Source organism: Aeromonas sp. R2-2, from assembly GCF_040908355.1.
GTDB lineage: Bacteria > Pseudomonadota > Gammaproteobacteria > Enterobacterales > Aeromonadaceae > Aeromonas > Aeromonas veronii.
This window is the reverse complement of the sequence record NZ_JBFODQ010000075.1, coordinates 1-18013: the sequence shown is the minus strand read 5'-3', so window position 1 is coordinate 18013 and position 18013 is coordinate 1. Positions and strand designations below refer to the sequence as shown.

15 protein-coding genes and 1 rRNA gene are annotated in these 18013 nt (G+C 53.6%); 7 read left to right on the top strand and 9 right to left on the bottom strand.

All coding sequences use genetic code 11. The features are described 5' to 3' along the window. Positions 1 to 33 precede the first annotated feature (33 nt). The 6 genes from AB5Z09_RS15890 to rfaD form a co-directional block, all read right to left on the bottom strand. Complete coding sequence (locus AB5Z09_RS15890; RefSeq protein WP_368195699.1) at positions 34 to 744, bottom strand: glycosyltransferase family 32 protein; 711 nt, start codon at positions 742 to 744, stop codon at positions 34 to 36. A 1-nt stretch (position 745) separates the two neighbouring features. Next, on the bottom strand, positions 746 to 1477 hold the full coding sequence (locus AB5Z09_RS15885; protein ID WP_216949936.1) for a glycosyltransferase family 25 protein: 732 nt from the start codon (positions 1475 to 1477) through the stop codon (positions 746 to 748). Then, positions 1474 to 2793 carry an O-antigen ligase family protein gene (locus AB5Z09_RS15880; protein WP_323893203.1) on the bottom strand — a complete coding sequence of 440 codons (1320 nt, stop codon included), beginning with the start codon at positions 2791 to 2793 and terminating at the stop codon, positions 1474 to 1476. The genes AB5Z09_RS15885 and AB5Z09_RS15880 overlap by 4 nt, the downstream gene beginning before the upstream one ends. 39 nt (positions 2794 to 2832) lie before the next feature. Further along, positions 2833 to 4599 carry a polysaccharide deacetylase family protein gene (locus AB5Z09_RS15875; RefSeq protein ID WP_368195698.1) on the bottom strand — a complete coding sequence of 589 codons (1767 nt, stop codon included), beginning with the start codon at positions 4597 to 4599 and terminating at the stop codon, positions 2833 to 2835. Beyond that, positions 4596 to 5777: a glycosyltransferase gene (locus tag AB5Z09_RS15870; RefSeq protein ID WP_019444990.1), complete on the bottom strand. Its 1182-nt coding sequence runs from the start codon at positions 5775 to 5777 to the stop codon at positions 4596 to 4598. The genes AB5Z09_RS15875 and AB5Z09_RS15870 overlap by 4 nt, the downstream gene beginning before the upstream one ends. A gap of 64 nt (positions 5778 to 5841) precedes the next feature. Then, on the bottom strand, positions 5842 to 6801 hold the full coding sequence (gene rfaD / locus AB5Z09_RS15865; protein ID WP_019444989.1) for an ADP-glyceromanno-heptose 6-epimerase: 960 nt from the start codon (positions 6799 to 6801) through the stop codon (positions 5842 to 5844). Positions 6802 to 6959: 158 nt separating this feature from the next. Between rfaD and AB5Z09_RS15860 the strand changes: the two genes are divergently transcribed. The 5 genes from AB5Z09_RS15860 to AB5Z09_RS15840 all read left to right on the top strand — a co-directional run bounded on the left by AB5Z09_RS15860 (position 6960) and on the right by AB5Z09_RS15840 (position 13008). Then, positions 6960 to 7604 carry a TetR/AcrR family transcriptional regulator gene (locus AB5Z09_RS15860; RefSeq protein WP_005340848.1) on the top strand — a complete coding sequence of 215 codons (645 nt, stop codon included), beginning with the start codon at positions 6960 to 6962 and terminating at the stop codon, positions 7602 to 7604. 115 nt (positions 7605 to 7719) lie between these two features. Beyond that, the gene (locus AB5Z09_RS15855) at positions 7720 to 8910 is read left to right on the top strand and encodes a glycine C-acetyltransferase (protein WP_368195697.1); all 1191 of its coding nucleotides are present in this window, start codon (positions 7720 to 7722) and stop codon (positions 8908 to 8910) included. A 55-nt stretch (positions 8911 to 8965) separates the two neighbouring features. After that, on the top strand, positions 8966 to 9994 hold the full coding sequence (gene tdh / locus AB5Z09_RS15850; RefSeq protein WP_005340852.1) for an L-threonine 3-dehydrogenase: 1029 nt from the start codon (positions 8966 to 8968) through the stop codon (positions 9992 to 9994). Between the two features lie 197 nt (positions 9995 to 10191). Beyond that, entirely contained in the window at positions 10192 to 10647 is a 456-nt protein-coding gene (locus AB5Z09_RS15845; protein WP_058056430.1) for a cytochrome c5 family protein, read from the top strand. Between the two features lie 84 nt (positions 10648 to 10731). After that, entirely contained in the window at positions 10732 to 13008 is a 2277-nt protein-coding gene (locus AB5Z09_RS15840) for a putative bifunctional diguanylate cyclase/phosphodiesterase (RefSeq protein WP_368195696.1), read from the top strand. A gap of 2 nt (positions 13009 to 13010) precedes the next feature. On the opposite strand, the gene rep is transcribed toward AB5Z09_RS15840, so the two are convergent. Further along, a complete protein-coding gene (rep, locus tag AB5Z09_RS15835) occupies positions 13011 to 15023 on the bottom strand; it encodes a DNA helicase Rep (protein ID WP_005340859.1) in 2013 nt (670 codons plus the stop codon). A 181-nt stretch (positions 15024 to 15204) separates the two neighbouring features. On the opposite strand from rep, the gene AB5Z09_RS15830 reads away from it, so the two are divergent. Both AB5Z09_RS15830 and AB5Z09_RS15825 read left to right on the top strand, forming a co-directional pair. Beyond that, positions 15205 to 16425, top strand: a complete 1221-nt coding sequence (locus tag AB5Z09_RS15830) for a cysteine desulfurase (RefSeq protein WP_368195695.1) — start codon at positions 15205 to 15207, stop codon at positions 16423 to 16425. 13 nt (positions 16426 to 16438) lie between these two features. Continuing rightward, positions 16439 to 16873, top strand: coding sequence for a SufE family protein (locus AB5Z09_RS15825; RefSeq protein WP_368195693.1), 435 nt, complete (start codon positions 16439 to 16441; stop codon positions 16871 to 16873). Between the two features lie 21 nt (positions 16874 to 16894). Here AB5Z09_RS15825 and tcdA read toward each other — a convergent pair whose 3' ends face one another. Together tcdA and rrf are read right to left on the bottom strand one after the other, a co-directional pair. Next, a complete protein-coding gene (tcdA, locus tag AB5Z09_RS15820; RefSeq protein ID WP_368195692.1) occupies positions 16895 to 17731 on the bottom strand; it encodes a tRNA cyclic N6-threonylcarbamoyladenosine(37) synthase TcdA in 837 nt (278 codons plus the stop codon). A 194-nt stretch (positions 17732 to 17925) separates the two neighbouring features. Beyond that, a 5S ribosomal RNA gene (gene rrf / locus AB5Z09_RS15815) occupies positions 17926 to 18013 on the bottom strand; the annotation flags it as partial.

Below are 18013 nucleotides of genomic sequence, written 5' to 3'. Positions count from 1 at the left end.
CGTTAAGAATGAATGCAAAAAGCGTATCATTCCTTAACTCCTGAAGCGAAATAGCTCTTTTTGATATTCATATAGAAACCCCAACATACCCTTATGTTTTGATTTCAGGAATACTAATCCGTTTGAGCGTTTCCAACTATGTTGAAACCAGTGTGTTACATATCTATCTGGGTGTGGAGTGTAATTTATTTTTTCGCCACTATAATCATAAAAATAATGTTTATCAAAAACCCCAACATTTTCCACAATCGACTCACTTTTAAGAATATGGGTCATAATATCAGGCCCCATATAGAGCTCTGACTTCATGATTTCATTCTCGTAGAAATGGATCAACCGTGCTAATGTAGAAGAATCCTGCTTGGCGTAAATTATTGCCGTACCAATTCTATCACCCTCTTCATAACCAACCCCAAAATTATAGCCATGGAAAATACCAAACGGATTTTTATTTATTGTAACATCCGTATCCATATATAGACCACCCTCTTCAGCAAGAATTTTCAAGCGAAGATAATCAGTCACAAAAGCATAGAGACCCTTTTCATAGCATCGCCTGGAAAATTCACACCCAGCGATCCAATTTTTTATTTTAGGGTCACAATCTAACCATATCTTATATTTGTACCCCTGCTTGCTCCAATCATCAATACATACATGTGCAAGTGGTGGCAAGCGGTCTCCCAACCATATTGCATGTATTTTATCACAACCTATTTCTACATTATTTTTTGTAGTTTTCATGTTACCCCTTCTGATTTTTATATTTTTTATTCCAAAAATACATTCTTACAAAGCGATAAAATCTATATATTTCTCGAGATGCCTTAAAAAGTAGTGGCACCTTAGCCAAGGCTACCTTGTTTTGAATTCCACTCTCCATATCACCGGGACTATATATTGCATATGGTAGCACACCGACTGACTGGACTTTGTGTCGATATGACTCACCAATAAAGTTATCTACTGAACATAGCCATCTGCTACTGCAATCAACCAGCTTTCTGGCTCCTTCAGGATTAATACTATATCCCGTCGTCCACCTAACATTGTTATGCCAGAGTATTGTTTGTATTCCATGCTCATATTCCAGTACCGTCGCGTCACCGATCTGCGGCTCCAGCTTCAAATACTCATATTTTTCATGTAGTTTAGGTAGGGCTTCGAATATATCACAGAAATATCTTGTCGGTAGAAAATCATCCTCAAGGACAATTATCGGCTCATTTAGCTCTATGCATTTCTCCCATAGTAAATAATGACTTGCATAGCAGCCTTTCTCACCAGGAGTCAGTGGACGACTTCTTAATAATTTTCGGTGCATATCATCCGGACACCCTTGTAATCTTTCGGGCAGTCCAGCAAAACCATTTATTGCATCAAAAAATTCAAACTCAACATCAAGTTCTGCCAAAACTCGCTTAACTCGCTCACGGCGAGACTCAGCATTTTTTAAGCTGACAATAAAAATTTTCATATATTATATTCGTCCAATTTATTTCGGCGAGATTGATATTCAAGAAAGTCACTATATAATGCAAATGAATACACTGTTCCCATAAAGGTATTGAAAACCCATTGACCTGAACGCATATACAAGAACGATTCAAAATTGTTAATTATTAGCCAATAGATCAAGAAACTAATGGCAATACCTTTTATTAAGGTAGGAGCATTACTCCTCACAGCCTTGTATACAGGATAGCACATCAGTACATAGGTGAATACGAGCCCCATTGCACCATAAGAAACTGCAGTTTCAAAATTTGAATTATGCAGATGTCTAAATTCCGCCTTAATATAGTCAGGCAAAACAGTTGACTGAGTAATCACTAAAGAACGGCTGCCATCACCAGTACCAAAAATAGGATGAGAATAAAACCAATTAATCGCCTCCAGCCATGTCTGTAGCCTGACACCAATACTTATATCTTTCACCTCCCGCCAGTTCCCTGATAACATGTTATGTAAATCACCTGGATGTGAAAAGCCAGCATAAATACGATTATGAACAAAATCAACATGATATATAAGAATTCCGATGACGAATAATATACCATATAGCATGATAATCTTTCTGAGTGAAACCCTGTCTCTAAAATAAGCATACAACAATGGTATCAAAAATATAGATATGAACACTGCCAGCCAAGATTGTCTTGACTGTAACATCATCAACAATGCCCCTAAAAGAACCAAAAACAAACATGATATTGAAACAACAATACCTTTGTTATTTATTTTTCGTGGCGCAATAGTATATATAAACCAAAGTGTACAAATGAAAGCTGCGCCTATTATCAAGGAACCATGCTGCGCATTTCTATAGCCAAAGTCTACTCGACTACCGTGCATTCCAATTATAAATTGTTCAAAAAAATCAGAGTAATAAAACAACGTAAAAACACTACCAACAGAAAATGCAAGTAGTGTCACGATAGATCGCTTAAGTGACCCCTTTAGCCAAAAAGCCACGACAAGAAACACCATTAAATAAGAAAACGGTTTGAGATTAGGAGTAGGCTGTGCGAGTTCAGGTATAGTTATGGTTGACATAAACCAGCTTACAAACTGAATTACCCCGCCAATTACTAACAACCAGAAAACTACATTTTTGGCAAAAAAATCCCGATACACTGCTATTGCCGCCAAACCACCAATAATCATAACGGTTTGAAAGAAATCGCCAACAACCTGAAATGAATCTTTAAACATCACGTAGCATATAATGGAGAGAAACATTAATGATGAGCAACGCTCACTCTCCAAGTATCGCTTTATAGAGTCTGTCATACCTATTAATTACCTTGAGTATGGCAGGAAGCTATCAGTTCACTTCCTGAATACATAATTCCCACGAATTTTGCGCCACAGCCCGAATACATCAGTACGGGGGAAGATGGCAATCCGGCGGATCTGGAAAGGGTCCTGGTGCATTGCTTTGGGGCCACTATTGGTAGCGACAGCAAAACGATACCCGGCGGCGATAGCCTGCTCCTTGGCACTCTCGTTCATATCTCCGTAAGGGTAGGCAAATGAGAGCAGCGGATGGCCAAGCAGGGCCTCCAGTTGGCGTTTATTCTCCTGAATTTCATGGGCTTGTTGTTCGGGTGTGAGCTTGCTCAAGCGGGGATGGGTCAGGGTATGCCCACCAATTTCCACATGACCGCTGGCGGCCAACGCCTTGACCTGCTCACCACTCATCAATGAGACCTTGATATCCGGATTGGTCGGATGCTCCACATCCCAACGGTTATAACCTTCACCGGTGACCACGTACACCACGGCTTTATAACCATATTTTTCCAGCAGCGGCAGCATGCGGGTCAGGTTGTCCTGATAGCCGTCATCGGCAGTGATCATCAGGTACTTCTTGCCGTATTGCAGACGGTGGATAAAGCCTTTGTCCGCCAAATCGCGGAAAGTCAGGGTCTCATATCCGAGCCACTTCATCAGTCGCAGATGCTTCTCGAACATGGTGATCGGCATCCAGGTGCCATGCACTCCTTTCTCGCTATCCTGCTCGATAAAACGGTGGTACATGATGACGGGCATCTCGCGGCGCAGGGTTTCGACTACGGCATCCTGATAGATGGTTTCGAGGCCGGATACTACCCCCTGCAAGCCATACTCATCCTGAATGCGTTGGCGAATGGCTTCCGGCACTGTTTTACTGGCCAAGGCAGATGCAATCTCAGCCTTCAGCGCAGCAAAATCGATAGCCAGATCCTTGGGGCCGATATCGCCAAAATTACTCGCCAGCGCCTCGTCCAGATTTCGTTCCGTCACCAGACCAATGGCCCTGGCTTCACCAATGGCAAAAGCGGGCCGACCGCAGAGCAGTGCTTCCATCGCTACCCGACCGGCGCCGATCACCAGATCGCAACTCGCCAGCAGAGCGGGCACATCATCGACATAACCGACAAACTCGGCGCGTCCTGCGAAACGGGCAAAGCGCTCAGGCACTTTGGTACCGCTGACAATCCGCACCCGACAGGCATCCAGGTCGAGCACTTCCTCGAGCAGACGGTAACAGAGCTCCCCCTTGGGGCCGCTCAGGCGCCCGATGATGGCAATCACCGGCTTTGGGTTGTCCGGCACAGGCACAGGCACAGGCTGGAATTTGTCGGTTTCGATACCGTTGCGCAACACCTGCACAATCGCGGGATCCACTCCCAGATTGTCGACAATCTGATGGGCAATATCCTCACAAACGGCAACCGCCCTAAGCCCAAGGGCATGGAAGGCTTTGCGCGAAGCGTGCACTGGCTGGCGACCATGAACCGTGGTGATCATCGGGGTGCCAGTCAACTTGCAGGCCACATAACTGCTCCAGCCGGAGGCGCGGGAGTGAGCATGCACCAACTGAATATGATGCTTCTTGATGAGATAGATGAGGTAAAAGACGTGCCAGAAGCGGCGCAGAATGCTGCGCTTATTGAATCTCAGCTTGAAGACGGGGCCAAGGGTCGGCTTGGTCAGGGTATCTGACACATAAAAGACGTTGTGACCACGCCGGGTCAGTTCGTTACCGACCGTGGTGGCATAGACCTCAGCTCCCGTTACCTCGAGCTGGGAGAGTGCCATCAATATATTCACCCTACACCTCCGTTCGCAAGACTCGAATGAAGAGTGCAACTGGAAGGATGTTTGCTCTCCCCATCTAATAATTGCTCGATCTGCCTCATACTCTCTCGGAGATTGAAAATCTTGGCTCGCTCCTTCGATAAGGAACTATATGTTGATAGCATTTTTTGATTTTCAATCATTTTTCGTATTGCCAATGCAAGCGCATTTGCATCCCCGACAGGAACGAGAACACCATATTTCCCGCCATCGAGAGCTTCATTAGGTCCAGTACAATTTGTCGATACAATGGCCTTCCCCAATGCCATTGCTTCTACGAGTACAACTGGGTAACCCTCATAATGTGAGGACATAACGAATAGATCGCCATCAGCAAGATATGGATATGGATTTTCCTTGAATCCAAGTAATTTCGTACTATCACCAATATTATTAATATTGATAAATGACTCTAACCCAGCTCTATCATCACCTTCTCCCAAAATAGTAAGGTGATATTTAACCCCTGCATCAATATTTATTTTATGAGCAGCCAGCAAGATGTCAAATCCTTTCTGGGCATTGCATAGCCGTCCAATAGCAATAACTTTTATTTGCCCCTCACTCGTAATAGGCTCATGACTTTTCCGCATTATGCCTTCTATATCAACAGGGTTATAAACCACTTGAGTATATGGTTTCACTTCAGGATACAATTTCAATAATGCATTCTGTGCACCTTTAGAGACACAGACAATGTTATCCATTTTTTTATAAACGGTACGCTCAATTTTTCTGGAGAGAATTTGATGGCACAACAAGTCTATATGGACCCATGCTATCTTTCGAACAACAGAATTCAGGTGCGATAACAACAGAGAGCTATTCCCTTCCAAAAATGCGATACCAACATCATATCGTTCATTAAATACGATATTTGCTAACCACTTGCTATTTAGCACGAAATTCCACCAGCGTTTTTTTATAGAGAAAAAAATTCTACGCTGAAACAACCCCGATGGTTCGGTCGGCAACAGAAATTCTACTTTTACATTTTTAGGAACTTGAGATAAATATACACCCTCACGCCTTAATAACAGCAGCGTAATAGCGTATTTACTAAAATCCAAACGCTTAAGCGTTTCAATAAGGACCTTTTCGGCGCCTCCTCCGCCCAATGTTTCCATTATAAATAAAACTTTTTTCTTCATGCTAACCACATAGGAAATAATGAAAAAGCCGCCTCATTGGCGGCCATTCCGCAAAAGCGAATAATCAGGCCCGGTTGAGCCAGGTCATGTAATCCGCTACCCCTTCGGCAACGGTTTTGAACTCGGCGTCATAACCCACGCTGCGCAGCTTGGTCATATCAGCCTGGGTGAAGCTCTGGTAGCGACCCTTGAGGTGATCTGGGAAGGGAATGTACTCAATGGCTCCCTTCTGATGATGCTTGATCACTGCTTCGGCCACGTTCTGGAACGGCTCGGCACGGCCGGTACCGCAGTTGAAGATGCCGGAGTGTTGCGGGTTCTGCCAGAACCAGAGGTTTACCTTGCAGACGTCATCGATATAGATGAAGTCACGCATCTGGCCACCGTTCGGGAAGCCATCGCAACCTTCGAACAGCTTGGGATTCTCGCCCTTCTTCACCTGGGTATTGAGGTGGAAGGCGACGGAAGCCATGGAGCCTTTGTGCTGCTCGCGCGGGCCGTAGACGTTGAAGTACTTGAGGCCGACGACCTGAGAGTTGATCTCCGGCATCCAGCGGCGCACGTACTGGTCAAACAGCTGCTTGGAGTAGCCGTAGACGTTGAGCGGCTGTTCGAACTTGGGATCTTCGATGAAGTTGTCGTTGCGGCCACCGTAGGTCGCGGCAGAAGAGGCGTAAATGAACGGGATTTCACGCTCGATGCAGTAGTGGAACAGATCCTTGGAGTACTCGTAGTTGACCTCCATGATGAACTTGCCATTCCACTCGGTGGTGGCAGAGCAGGCACCTTCGTGGAAGATCACCTCGATGCCGTTGTCCCACTCTTCAAACTCGTCACCGGAGACGATCCGAGCCTGAAACTCGTCCTTGTCCATGTAGTCAGCGATGGTCAGATCGACCAGGTTGACGAACTTGGTGCCGTCGGTCAGGTCATCAATGACCACGATATCGGTCCGTCCTTGAGCGTTCAGCTGCTTGACCAGATTGCTGCCGATAAAGCCAGCACCGCCAGTTACTACGATCATGGAGTTTGCCTCTCGTACGTTGATGGCTACATGTGACTGCTTGTTAAAGCTGTGTATAGTGAGCCAATTTGAAATTGCCGAAAAGTTTATCACGGGCCGCCCGGGGATTCGACCTTGTTCAAAACTGCCCCGAGCGGAACCTGTTGGAGGAATGAGTGATGAAAACCAGAGACAGGATCATTCACAGCGCGACCGAGCTGTTCAACGATCAGGGTGAACGCAACATCACCACCAACCACATTGCGGCGCACATGGGGATCAGCCCGGGCAACCTCTACTACCACTTCCGCAATAAAGAAGACATCATCCACTCCATCTTCGACCAGTATGCCCGTCACCTGAGCGAGAGCTTCGTGCCGACCCGCAACCGTGAAATCACCCTGCAGGATCTGATGGGCTATCTCGATGCCATCTTCTATCTGATGTGGCAGTTCCGCTTCTTCTACGCCAATCTGCCGGACATCCTGAGCCGTGACGAGCCGCTGCAACAGAAGTACCTCAAGGCCCAGGAGCAGATGCGTTCTTCCGTGGTCGCGCTGCTCAGAAGCCTGCGCGAAGGGGGCATTATCGATGTCAGCGATGAAGACCTGCCGGATCTGGGCCAGACCATCAAAATGGTGGTGACCTGCTGGATCCCGTTCCAGATTGCCCAGGCCCCCAACACCCGCATCACCAAACCGCTGCTCTATCAGGGGGTGCTGAAGGTGCTGTTCCTGCTGCGCCCCTATGTGCAACCCCAGGTGGCCGGACAGATCCAGCAACTGGAACAACACTACCGTCAGCTGGCCCAACCAGCTGGGTGAGATCTGTTTCACATTTGTTGAATATCAGCACAATCATTTGAATTTACCGCAACAGATTGCAGTAAAATGTCGCCCTCTGTTGATACGCAGCTGAAATAGCCACTAAGGATCGAGGATGTCTAACGGATTCTATCGTCACCTGACCGAGCAACTGAACCAGGTGCAAGCTGAAGGGTTGTACAAGCAGGAGCGCATCATCACCTCCGCCCAACAGGCCAGCATCGCCGTCGGCGGTGAGCAGGTACTGAACTTCTGTGCCAACAACTATCTGGGATTGGCCAACCACCCGGATCTGATCGCCGCCGCCCATCAGGGACTCGACAGCCACGGCTTCGGCATGGCCTCGGTACGCTTCATCTGCGGCACCCAGGATCAGCACAAAGCGCTGGAGCAGAAGATGTCTGCCTTCCTCGGCACTGAAGACACCATCCTCTACTCCTCCTGCTTCGACGCCAATGGCGGCCTGTTCGAGACCCTGTTCGGTGCCGAAGATGCCATCATCTCCGATGCCCTCAACCACGCCTCCATCATCGACGGCGTGCGGCTGTGCAAGGCCAAGCGTTATCGCTACGCCAACAACGACATGGCCGAGCTGGAAGCCCAGCTCAAGCAGGCTGATGCCGATGGCGCCCGCTTCAAGCTGATCGCCACCGACGGCGTCTTCTCCATGGATGGGGTCATCGCCGACCTCAAATCCATCTGCGATCTGGCTGACAAGTACGATGCGCTGGTGATGGTGGATGACTCCCACGCCGTCGGCTTTATCGGCGAAAATGGTCGTGGCACCCACGAATATTGCGGCGTGATGGAGCGGGTCGACATCATCACCGGCACCCTGGGCAAGGCGCTCGGCGGCGCGTCCGGTGGCTATACCTCCGGCAAGAAAGAGGTGATCGACTGGCTGCGTCAGCGCTCCCGCCCCTACCTCTTCTCCAACTCGCTGGCCCCCTCTATTGTCGCCGCCACCATCAAGGTGATCGACATGCTGGCGGAAGGTCACGACCTGCGCGCACGTCTGAAAGAGAACAGCCGTTACTTCCGCGAGCGGATGAGTGCCGCTGGCTTCACCCTGGCTGGCGCCGACCACGCCATCATTCCGGTGATGCTGGGGGATGCCAAACTCGCCTCCGAAATGGCAAGCCGCATGCTGGCAGCCGGCATCTATGTGGTGGGCTTCTCCTTCCCGGTCGTGCCCAAGGGTCAGGCCCGCATTCGCACCCAGATGTCTGCCGCCCACACCCGCGAGCAGCTGGACAAGGTGATCGACGCCTTTATCCGCATCGGCCGTGAACTCGGCGTTATCTGATTTGAATCAAGGGGCTGCAGCCCCTTTTTTCTGCATTCATATTGAAGGAACAGCCATGAAAGCACTCTCCAAACTGCACAAAGAGGTCGGCATCTGGATGACGGATGTGCCGGCCCCCGAGCTCGGCCACAACGACCTGCTGATCAAGATCCGCAAAACCGCCATCTGCGGCACCGATATCCACATCTACAACTGGGACGAGTGGTCCCAGAAGACCATTCCGGTACCCATGGTGGTCGGCCACGAATATGTCGGGGAAGTGGTCGCCATCGGTCAGGAGGTGCGCGGCTTCGCCATCGGCGATCGGGTCTCCGGCGAAGGGCACATCACCTGCGGTCATTGCCGCAACTGCCGCGCCGGGCGCACTCATCTGTGCCGCAACACCATTGGTGTTGGTGTCAATCGCCCGGGTGCCTTTGCCGAATATCTAGTGATCCCCGCATTCAACGCCTTCAAACTGCCGGACAATATCCCGGACGAGCTGGCTGCCATCTTCGACCCGTTCGGCAATGCGGTGCACACAGCCCTCTCCTTCGATCTGGTGGGTGAAGATGTGCTCATTACCGGGGCAGGCCCCATCGGCATCATGGCCGCCGCCGTCTGCCGTCATGTGGGTGCGCGCCACGTGGTGATCACCGACGTCAACGAATACCGGCTGGAGCTGGCCCGCAAGATGGGCGCCACCCGCGCGGTCAACGTGGCCAAGGAGAAGCTGGCCGACGTAATGAGCGAGCTGGGCATGACCGAAGGGTTTGACGTGGGGCTGGAGATGTCCGGCGTCCCGAGCGCCTTCCAGGAGATGCTCGACAAGATGAACCACGGCGGCAAGATCGCCATGCTTGGCATCCCCCCCTCCACCATGGCCATCGACTGGAACAAGGTGATCTTCAAGGGGCTGTTTATCAAAGGGATCTATGGCCGCGAGATGTTCGAGACCTGGTACAAAATGGCCAGCCTGATCCAGTCCGGGCTGGATCTCTCCCCCATCATCACCCACAGATTCCACATCGACGAATTCCAGCAGGGGTTCGATGCGATGCGTTCCGGCCACTCCGGCAAGGTGATCCTGAGCTGGGACAAATAACCCATTTCACCCCTTGGGTACCCGAAACCCGGCGAATGCCGGGTTTCTTTTTATCTCCACCACCCGAATTGCCGTGATATCGGCCAAAACTTTGTACGCAGACTGTTTAACACTTCACACACAAGCGTTTAAATGGCTGTAACTATTCGGTTATAATCCCGTCGTTTACATGGATAATAAAAGACTGCTGGGAGTATATGAGCGTGTTGAAAAAACTGAGCTATTTGCTGGCTGTCGGGATGACGGCCGCCAGCTTGTCTGGGGCAGTGCTTGCTGCCGATGAGATGTCACCGGAGGCCATTGCCGAGCGGATCAAACCAATCGGTCAGGTCTATACCGCCAAGGATCTGGAAGGTATTGCCGGCGCGAGTGCTGCACCTGCTGCGACCGCCTCCTCCGGTCCCCGCGATGGCGAAACGGTATACAAGGGCGCCTGCTTTGCCTGTCACGACACTGGCGCCGCTGGAGCCCCCAAACGGGGTGACAAGGCCGCCTGGGATCCTCGCATCGCCCAGGGCATTGATACTCTCAAGAAACATGCCATTGAAGGCTTTACCGGCAAGTCCGGCATGATGCCTCCGCGCGGTACCTGTGCGAACTGTAGTGATGAAGAGATTGAAAACGCCATCCACTACATGATCGACAAGCTGTAAGTATTTGAAAGGGCCGCAATTGCGGCCCTTTCAATCTATCGGCTTCCGACTACTCTTGTAAGGTAGACATATCGGGAGTTGCACATGTCGTCCCAATCCATCGAACCCCACTACTCAACTCCTCTGTTGGCGTTGGTCTCTGCCATTATGGACTTCCCGGCGCCACAAACCGCCACGTCTGACGATTACGATTCCCTGATCCAGCAGATTGACCAACTCTGCCCGCTGCAACATTTCGGCATGCTGGGCCTCTCCGATACCGGCCTGAACTGGCTTTACGCCTACAAGGTCAGCGACATCTTCAGGCAACAGCTGGGCCGGGAGCAGTCCCGCATCACCGATCAACTCACCCAGCTGGATGAAGCCGAAGGGTGGTGCGTCTTCCCCATCGAGCATGGCCAGATACAGTGGTTGCTGGCGCGTGGCACACCAGCCGACCTGCCGACCCTGCGTCTGCTGCTGGAGTGTCTGGCCAAACGGCTGACCGAAACCCAGGCGGGATCCCATCTCACCGAGCTCCCTTCACCGCTGATCCGCAAAGACCCGAACTGGAAAAAGAAAATCGAGAGCATCAGCCGCATCATGCGGCTTGCCAATACCCTGCCGGCCCAGGCGCTCTTCTCCCAACTTGAAGCTGTACTGCGCCAGATGCTCACCATCGAGGATATGCTGCTGGTCAGGCTAACCAGTCAAAAGCTGGAAAAGATCTACCCTGCCCATCCCCATCAGGGAGACGAGTTCATCAGCGGCTTGTGCCACAGCACCAGCAATATCGAGGTGAGCAGGGAGTCCCGCTACTGGCACAGCATGCCGCTGCGGCTGCAACAACAGTACTTCGCCCACTTCATCATCAGCACGGCTCAACCGCTGGAGACCGACGACAAACTGTTTCTCGACTTCCTGCGTGGTCAGCTCACCCTGCTGCTGGAGCTGAGACGGATCCGCCAGCAGCTCAACGACATCAATACCGAAGACTCCATCAACCAGCGGCTGCAACAGCTGCGTCAGACCAACCTCAGGCTGCAAAAGCAGCTCAAGCAGCATCAGGAGCTGGAACGGCGGCTGCAATTCGATGCACTTCACGACCCGCTGACCCAACTGCCCAACCGCGCGCTGTTGATGAACCACCTCAACCACGCCATGACCCACTACAACCGCTACAAATCGCCGGGATTCGCGGTAATTTTTATCGATGTGGATCATTTCAAGCAGATCAATGACACCCTGGGCCACAGCGCTGGCGATCAGCTGCTCAAGGAGGTGAGCCGCCGCCTGCAGACCTGCATCCGGCAAAACGATCTGGTGGCCAGACTGGGGGGCGACGAATTTGTCATCTATCTGGACAGCAGCAAGAGCGACGATGACATCAGCCCGGTGCTCAACCGCATTATCAGCCGTCTCTCCTACCCGTTCCGGCTACTCGGCAACGAGCTGAGCATTACCGTCAGCCTTGGGGTATCGAGCGTCTCCGAGCAAACCTCAGATATCAGCCAGCTGCTCCATCAGGCCGATTTGGCCATGTATCAGGCCAAGCGCAATGGTCGCAGTCGCATCGTCAGCTACTCGGATGATTGCATCAACCAGAACTGGAATTCGCCGGAAGAGATGCTGGCCAGAGCCCTGCGGGAGGGGCGCATCGTCCCCTACTTCCAGCCGGTGATCCGGCTGCAGGATAGCCGCCTGACCGGACTGGAGGTGATGGCGCGCTGGCTGACCGAGGAGGGGATTCTGAAGGATGCGTTCGACTTTATTCCGCTGGCGGAGCAGTGCGGCCTGATTCTGGAGCTGGATTACCAGATCCTGCGCCACACCTGTCAGCAACTGAAGAACTGGCTGCCAATCTCCGGGCAGAGCAAGTTCAAGGTCGCCATCAATCTGTCGGGCAAGCATCTGGTCAACCATGACCACATCATGCGGCTGATGGGAATTATCGAAGAGGAAGGGGTCGCCCCCGGCTATCTGATTTTTGAATTCAACGAGCGGGAGCTGTCGCGGCAAGATTCCGATGCGCTGGCATCCCTGCATGACCTGAGGGCCAAGGGTATCCAGATCAGCCTCGATGATTTCGGCACCGGCTTCTCCTCCCTCAACGCCTTGTTCCACTTCCCGGTGGATTACATCAAGGTGGATGACAGCTTTACCCAGAGGATGCTGCAATCGCCCAAAGATTTGGCGCTGATCCGCGCCATGCGGGATATCTGTCAGGATCTCGATTACACCCTGGTCGTCGAGGGGATCGAGAACCAGCAGCAATTGCAGAAGCTGATTGATATCGGCTGCCGGATGGGGCAAGGGCGCTATATCTCACCGCCCATGCCGGGAGCAGACATAGTGCCGCTACTGACCCCGGCCAATCCTTAGGGTTAATCCTTCTTGAACAACGCCCGCAGGTTGGCAACACCGACCTGCCCCTTCTGCTGGCGCTCCTCGGCAGTCACCTTCTTCTGGTTTTCCCATTCAAGGTCATCCTGCGGCAGCTCCAGCAGGAAGCGGCTTGGCTCCGGACGTACCGACTCGCCAAACTGACGCCGCTCCTTGCAGAGGGTGAAGGTCAGCTCGGTCTGGGCCCGGGTGATGCCCACGTAGGCGAGACGGCGCTCCTCCTCTACGTTGTCTTCATCTATGCTGGTCTGGTGGGGGAGCAAGCCCTCCTCCATCCCCACCATGTAGACATAGGGGAACTCCAGCCCCTTTGAGGCGTGCAGGGTCATCAACTGCACCTGATCCGCATCATCCTCCCCCTCGTTGCGCTCCATCATGTCGCGCAGAGTGAGGCGAGTGACCACCTGAGCCAGCGTCATCGACTCCTCCAGCTCATCCCCTTCCAGCATCTCGGTGATCCAGCGATAGAGGGTGGAGACGTTCTGCATCCGCATCTCGGCCGCTTTCGGGCTGGGGGAGGTCTCGTAGAGCCACTCTTCGTAGTGGATCTCCTTGATCATGTCCCGCACCGCTTCCACCGGATTGCCACGCAGCGCCTGATCGCCAAGGCGTACCAGCCAATTGGTGAATGCCTGCAGGGCCACGAGGCCGCGGCCGGAGAGGTGCTGCTCGAGCCCCAGCTCGAAGCTGGCAGCAAACAGGCTCTTGCCGCGCTGGTTGGCGTATTGGCCAAGCTTTTCAAGGGTGGTGGGGCCAATCTCGCGGCGCGGCAGGTTGACCACCCGCAGGAAGGCGGTGTCCTCGTCCGGATTCACCAGCAGCTTGAGGTAGGCCATGATGTCCTTGATCTCGGTGCGGGAGAAGAACGAGGTGCCGCCGGAGATGCGGTAAGGAATCCGGTTGGTCATCAGCGCCTTCTCGAAGATGCGCGACTGATGGTTGCCCCGATAGAGGATGGCGTAATCCTTGAACCGGGTGCGGTTCATAAACTTGTGGCCCATCATCTCGGCAGCGATCCGTTCCGCTTCGTGCTCCTCGTTCTTGGCGAACAGCACCTTGAGCTTCACCCCTTCATCCAATTCGGAGAAGAGCGCCTTGTCATAGACGTGGGGGTTGTTGGCGATCAGGATGTTGGCGCACTTGAGGATCCGCCGCTTGGAGCGGTAGTTCTGCTCCAGCTTGATCAGCTTGAGGCTGGGGAAATCTTCGCTCAGCAACACCAGATTCTGCGGCTTGGCACCGCGCCAGGAGTAGATGGACTGGTCATCATCCCCTACCACGGTAAAACGGGCCCGCTCGCCGACGATCTGCTTCACCAGCTCGTATTGGCTGGTGTTGGTGTCTTGGTACTCATCGACCAGCAGATAGCGGATCTTGTTCTGCCAGCGCTCGCGCACCTCCTGATTGCTCTTGAGCAGCAGGGTCGGCATCACGATGAGGTCGTCGAAATCGAGCGCGTTGTAGGCCACCATCTGGCGGTGGTAGCGCTCGTAGAGCTGGGCCATCAGCACCTCTTCCGGCCCGCGGGCGATGCGCATGGCGCGGGCAGGCAGGATGAGGTCGTTCTTCCAGTTGGAGATTTGGCTGATAAGGGCCGAGAGCTTGTCCTTGTCGTTGTCGAGCTCGTCTTCAGTCAACTCTTTCAACAGCGCCAGCTGGTCGGTGTCATCGAACAGGGAGAAGTTAGCCTTGAGATTCAGACTCTTGTGCTCACGACGAATGATATCGAGACCCAGTGTATGGAAGGTGGAGACCATCAGCCCCCGCGCCTCCTTGCGACCCAGGGTCTGGCCGACCCGCTCCTTCATCTCCCGCGCCGCCTTGTTGGTAAAGGTGACCGCAGCGATGTTGCGCGCACTGTAGCCGCACTGCTGCACCAGATAGGCAATCTTGTTGGTGATGACGCGGGTCTTGCCCGATCCGGCACCCGCCAGCACCAGGCAAGGGCCGGAAACATACTTGACCGCTTCGTTCTGATTGGGGTTGAGCTTCATGGGCCGGATCTCTTGGCTTATGATGAGGGGCGGCATTGTACCAGAAATCACCCGATGAGCCGTACCTGCTGCACGGCAGGCAACCGCCAATCGGGCTTATCGCGCCTTGTGTTCGGGCGCTATTTTCAGGATCATGGCCGACCTTTCGAGATGATGACTTTTTCCAGATAGTGAGGGGAGCATGAATCAGCAACAGCATGACCAACTGCGCAGCCAGTTTCCGGCCTTGGCGCAGGAGGTAAACGGCCACCCTCTGGTCTATCTGGACAACGCCGCCACCACCCAGAAACCGCAAGCGGTAGTGGATGCCATCGCTCACTACTATCGGGTCGACAACGCCAACGTGCACCGTGCCGCCCACGCCCTGAGTGGCCGCGCGACCCGCGCCTTTGAGGCTGCCCGCGAGACTGTCACCCGCTTTATCAATGCGCCCCGCAGCCACGAGGTGATCTGGACTCGCGGCACCACGGAGGCGATCAATCTGGTGGCCCAGAGCTGGGGGATGAGCGAGCTCAAGACAGGGGACGAAATCATCCTCAGTACGCTGGAGCACCACGCCAATATCGTCCCGTGGCAACTGGTCGCCCAGCGCACCGGCGCAGTCATCCGGGTTATTCCCCTCGATGAGCGGGGCGATCTCGATCTGGCCGCCTATCACGCCATGCTGGGGCCACGGACCCGACTGGTGAGCGTAGCCCACGTCTCCAATGCCCTCGGTACCGTCAATCCGGTCAAAGAGATAGTGACGGCCGCCAAAACGGTTGGCGCCGTGACGCTGATCGACGGCGCCCAGGCAGTGGCTCATCTCGAGGTGGATGTGCAAGCCATCGGTTGCGACTTCTACACCTTCTCCGGTCATAAACTCTATGGCCCGACCGGCATCGGCGTGTTATGGGGTCGAACCGAGCTGTTGGAGCGGATGCCGCCCTGGCAAGCCGGTGGCGAGATGATCGATCGGGTCAGTTTCAGCGGCACCACCTTCAATACCCTGCCCTTCAAATTCGAGGCGGGCACTCCCCATATCGCTGGCGCTATCGGCCTCGCCACCGCCATCGACTTTGTGATGGGGCAAGATAGGGAATGGATCGCCCAACATGAGCAGGCACTGACCGACTATCTGGCCGCTGGTCTGCAACAGGTGCCGGGGCTGCGTCTGATCGGCGAACCCGGCAAACGCGCCGGTGCGGTCTCTTTCTTGCTCGACGACATCCACCCGCAAGATGCTGCTACCCTGCTCGATATGCAGGGGATCGCCCTGCGAGTCGGCCATCACTGCGCCATGCCACTGATGGAATCCATCGGGATCGGCGGCACCATGCGCGCCTCGCTGGCCTGCTACAACAATCGGGACGATGTCGACACCCTGCTGGCCGCCCTGCACAAACTCAGTGACTTCTTCTAAGGCAGACAACCGAATGAGTGACCTCGCAAGATATACCCAGATTGGCCTTGAGCCCAACGCCGACACCATCCGCCAGCAGTTTGCCGCCGCTCACGGCTGGGAGAACCAGTACCGGCTCATCATCCAGCTCGGCAAGCAGTTGCCGGTGCTACCCAGCGGATGGCAGCAGGAGGAGTTCCGCCTCAAGGGGTGTGAAAGCCTGGCCTGGCTGAAGGGGGAACAAAGCGAAGATGGTTGCTGGCACTTTGCCTGTGATTCCGATGCCCGCATCGTGCGGGGCCTCATCGTCATCGTGCTGGCAGCACTCAACCACCAATCGTCTGCGGCGATCCAGGCATTTGATATGGAAGGGTATTTCACCGAACTGGGACTTGAGAAACACTTGAGCCCGTCACGAGGTAACGGGCTCAGAGCTATCGTGCTGGCGATCCGGGAACAGGCTGTCTAACCCGCTCTGTTCAGTGGTCGATTAGGCTTCGCCAATCGACCCTGTTTCTTCATTCCCGACCTCTTTCTCGGCACGGGCGCCCCGCTCGGCAATCTTCTTCAATACCCGGGACGCGGCAACCAGCCCAAAGGTTGCCGTCACCGGCGTCACGGCGCCAAAACCGGAGGCGCAATCCATCTTCATGGTGCCATCGCTGGCCGCCTTGGCCTGACAGGTACCCCCATTGCCATCCGGATAACTCAACTGCTCGGTTGAGAAGACACACTCCACTCCGAATTTGCGCGCCGGATTCTTGCTGAAGTTGTGCAAGCGGCGCAGGTCGGAGCGCACCTTGGCGGCCAACGGGTCTTGAATAGTCTTGGCCAGATCGGCCACGGTGACCTGGGTCGGATCCATCTGCCCGCCGGCACCACCCGCGACGATCACCGGGATTTTGTTGCGCTTGCAGAAGGCAATCAGCGCCACCTTGGCCTTGACCGAGTCGATGGCGTCCACCACATAGTCAAACTCCCGCTTGATATGCTCGGCCAGATTATCGGCGGTGACGAAATCATCCACCTCGATCACTTCGCAATCGGGATTGATGGCACGGATACGCTCGGCCATCACTTCGGTCTTGAGGCGACCAACCGTGCCCTGCATGGCGTGGATCTGACGATTGGTGTTGGTGATGCAGATGTCGTCCATGTCGATCAGGGTGATCTGGTTGATACCGGCACGGGCCAGCGCCTCCGCCGCCCAGGAGCCTACGCCACCGATCCCCACCACACAGACCTTGGCCTCGCTAAAGGAACGCAGTGCGTTCTGACCATAAAGACGGGCAATGCCCCCGAATCGCTGTAGATATTCTGCTTTCATACCACCACCTTGCTTGAGGGCGGCCATTATAACGGCAACCACCGCCAGCGGCGATGGCAGAACCGGAGAAAATCGGAGAGGAAAAACAGGGAAAACGGCAGAGAAGAGGAAATAAAAGGTCAATATTCAGACGATTTGCTGATTTTCAGGCAATAAAAAACCCCGCTCGATGAGCGGGGTTTCTTGTATTGGGTGCCTGGCAGTGTCCTACTCTCGCATGGCGAATGCCACACTACCATCGGCGCTACCGCGTTTCACTTCTGAGTTCGGCATGGGATCAGG

Bases quoted from the DNA above. Each gene is read 5' to 3' on its own strand.
- AB5Z09_RS15890 (WP_368195699.1), bottom strand. From the start codon at position 744: ATGAAAACTACAAAAAATAATGTAGAAATAGGTTGTGATAAAATACAT.
- AB5Z09_RS15885 (WP_216949936.1), bottom strand. From the start codon at position 1,477: ATGAAAATTTTTATTGTCAGCTTAAAAAATGCTGAGTCTCGCCGTGAG.
- AB5Z09_RS15880 (WP_323893203.1), bottom strand. From the start codon at position 2,793: ATGACAGACTCTATAAAGCGATACTTGGAGAGTGAGCGTTGCTCATCA.
- AB5Z09_RS15870 (WP_019444990.1), bottom strand. From the start codon at position 5,777: ATGAAGAAAAAAGTTTTATTTATAATGGAAACATTGGGCGGAGGAGGC.
- rfaD (WP_019444989.1), bottom strand. From the start codon at position 6,801: ATGATCGTAGTAACTGGCGGTGCTGGCTTTATCGGCAGCAATCTGGTC.
- AB5Z09_RS15860 (WP_005340848.1), top strand. From the start codon at position 6,960: ATGAAAACCAGAGACAGGATCATTCACAGCGCGACCGAGCTGTTCAAC.
- AB5Z09_RS15855 (WP_368195697.1), top strand. From the start codon at position 7,720: ATGTCTAACGGATTCTATCGTCACCTGACCGAGCAACTGAACCAGGTG.
- tdh (WP_005340852.1), top strand. From the start codon at position 8,966: ATGAAAGCACTCTCCAAACTGCACAAAGAGGTCGGCATCTGGATGACG.
- AB5Z09_RS15845 (WP_058056430.1), top strand. From the start codon at position 10,192: ATGAGCGTGTTGAAAAAACTGAGCTATTTGCTGGCTGTCGGGATGACG.
- AB5Z09_RS15840 (WP_368195696.1), top strand. From the start codon at position 10,732: ATGTCGTCCCAATCCATCGAACCCCACTACTCAACTCCTCTGTTGGCG.
- rep (WP_005340859.1), bottom strand. From the start codon at position 15,023: ATGAAGCTCAACCCCAATCAGAACGAAGCGGTCAAGTATGTTTCCGGC.
- AB5Z09_RS15830 (WP_368195695.1), top strand. From the start codon at position 15,205: ATGAATCAGCAACAGCATGACCAACTGCGCAGCCAGTTTCCGGCCTTG.
- AB5Z09_RS15825 (WP_368195693.1), top strand. From the start codon at position 16,439: ATGAGTGACCTCGCAAGATATACCCAGATTGGCCTTGAGCCCAACGCC.
- tcdA (WP_368195692.1), bottom strand. From the start codon at position 17,731: ATGAAAGCAGAATATCTACAGCGATTCGGGGGCATTGCCCGTCTTTAT.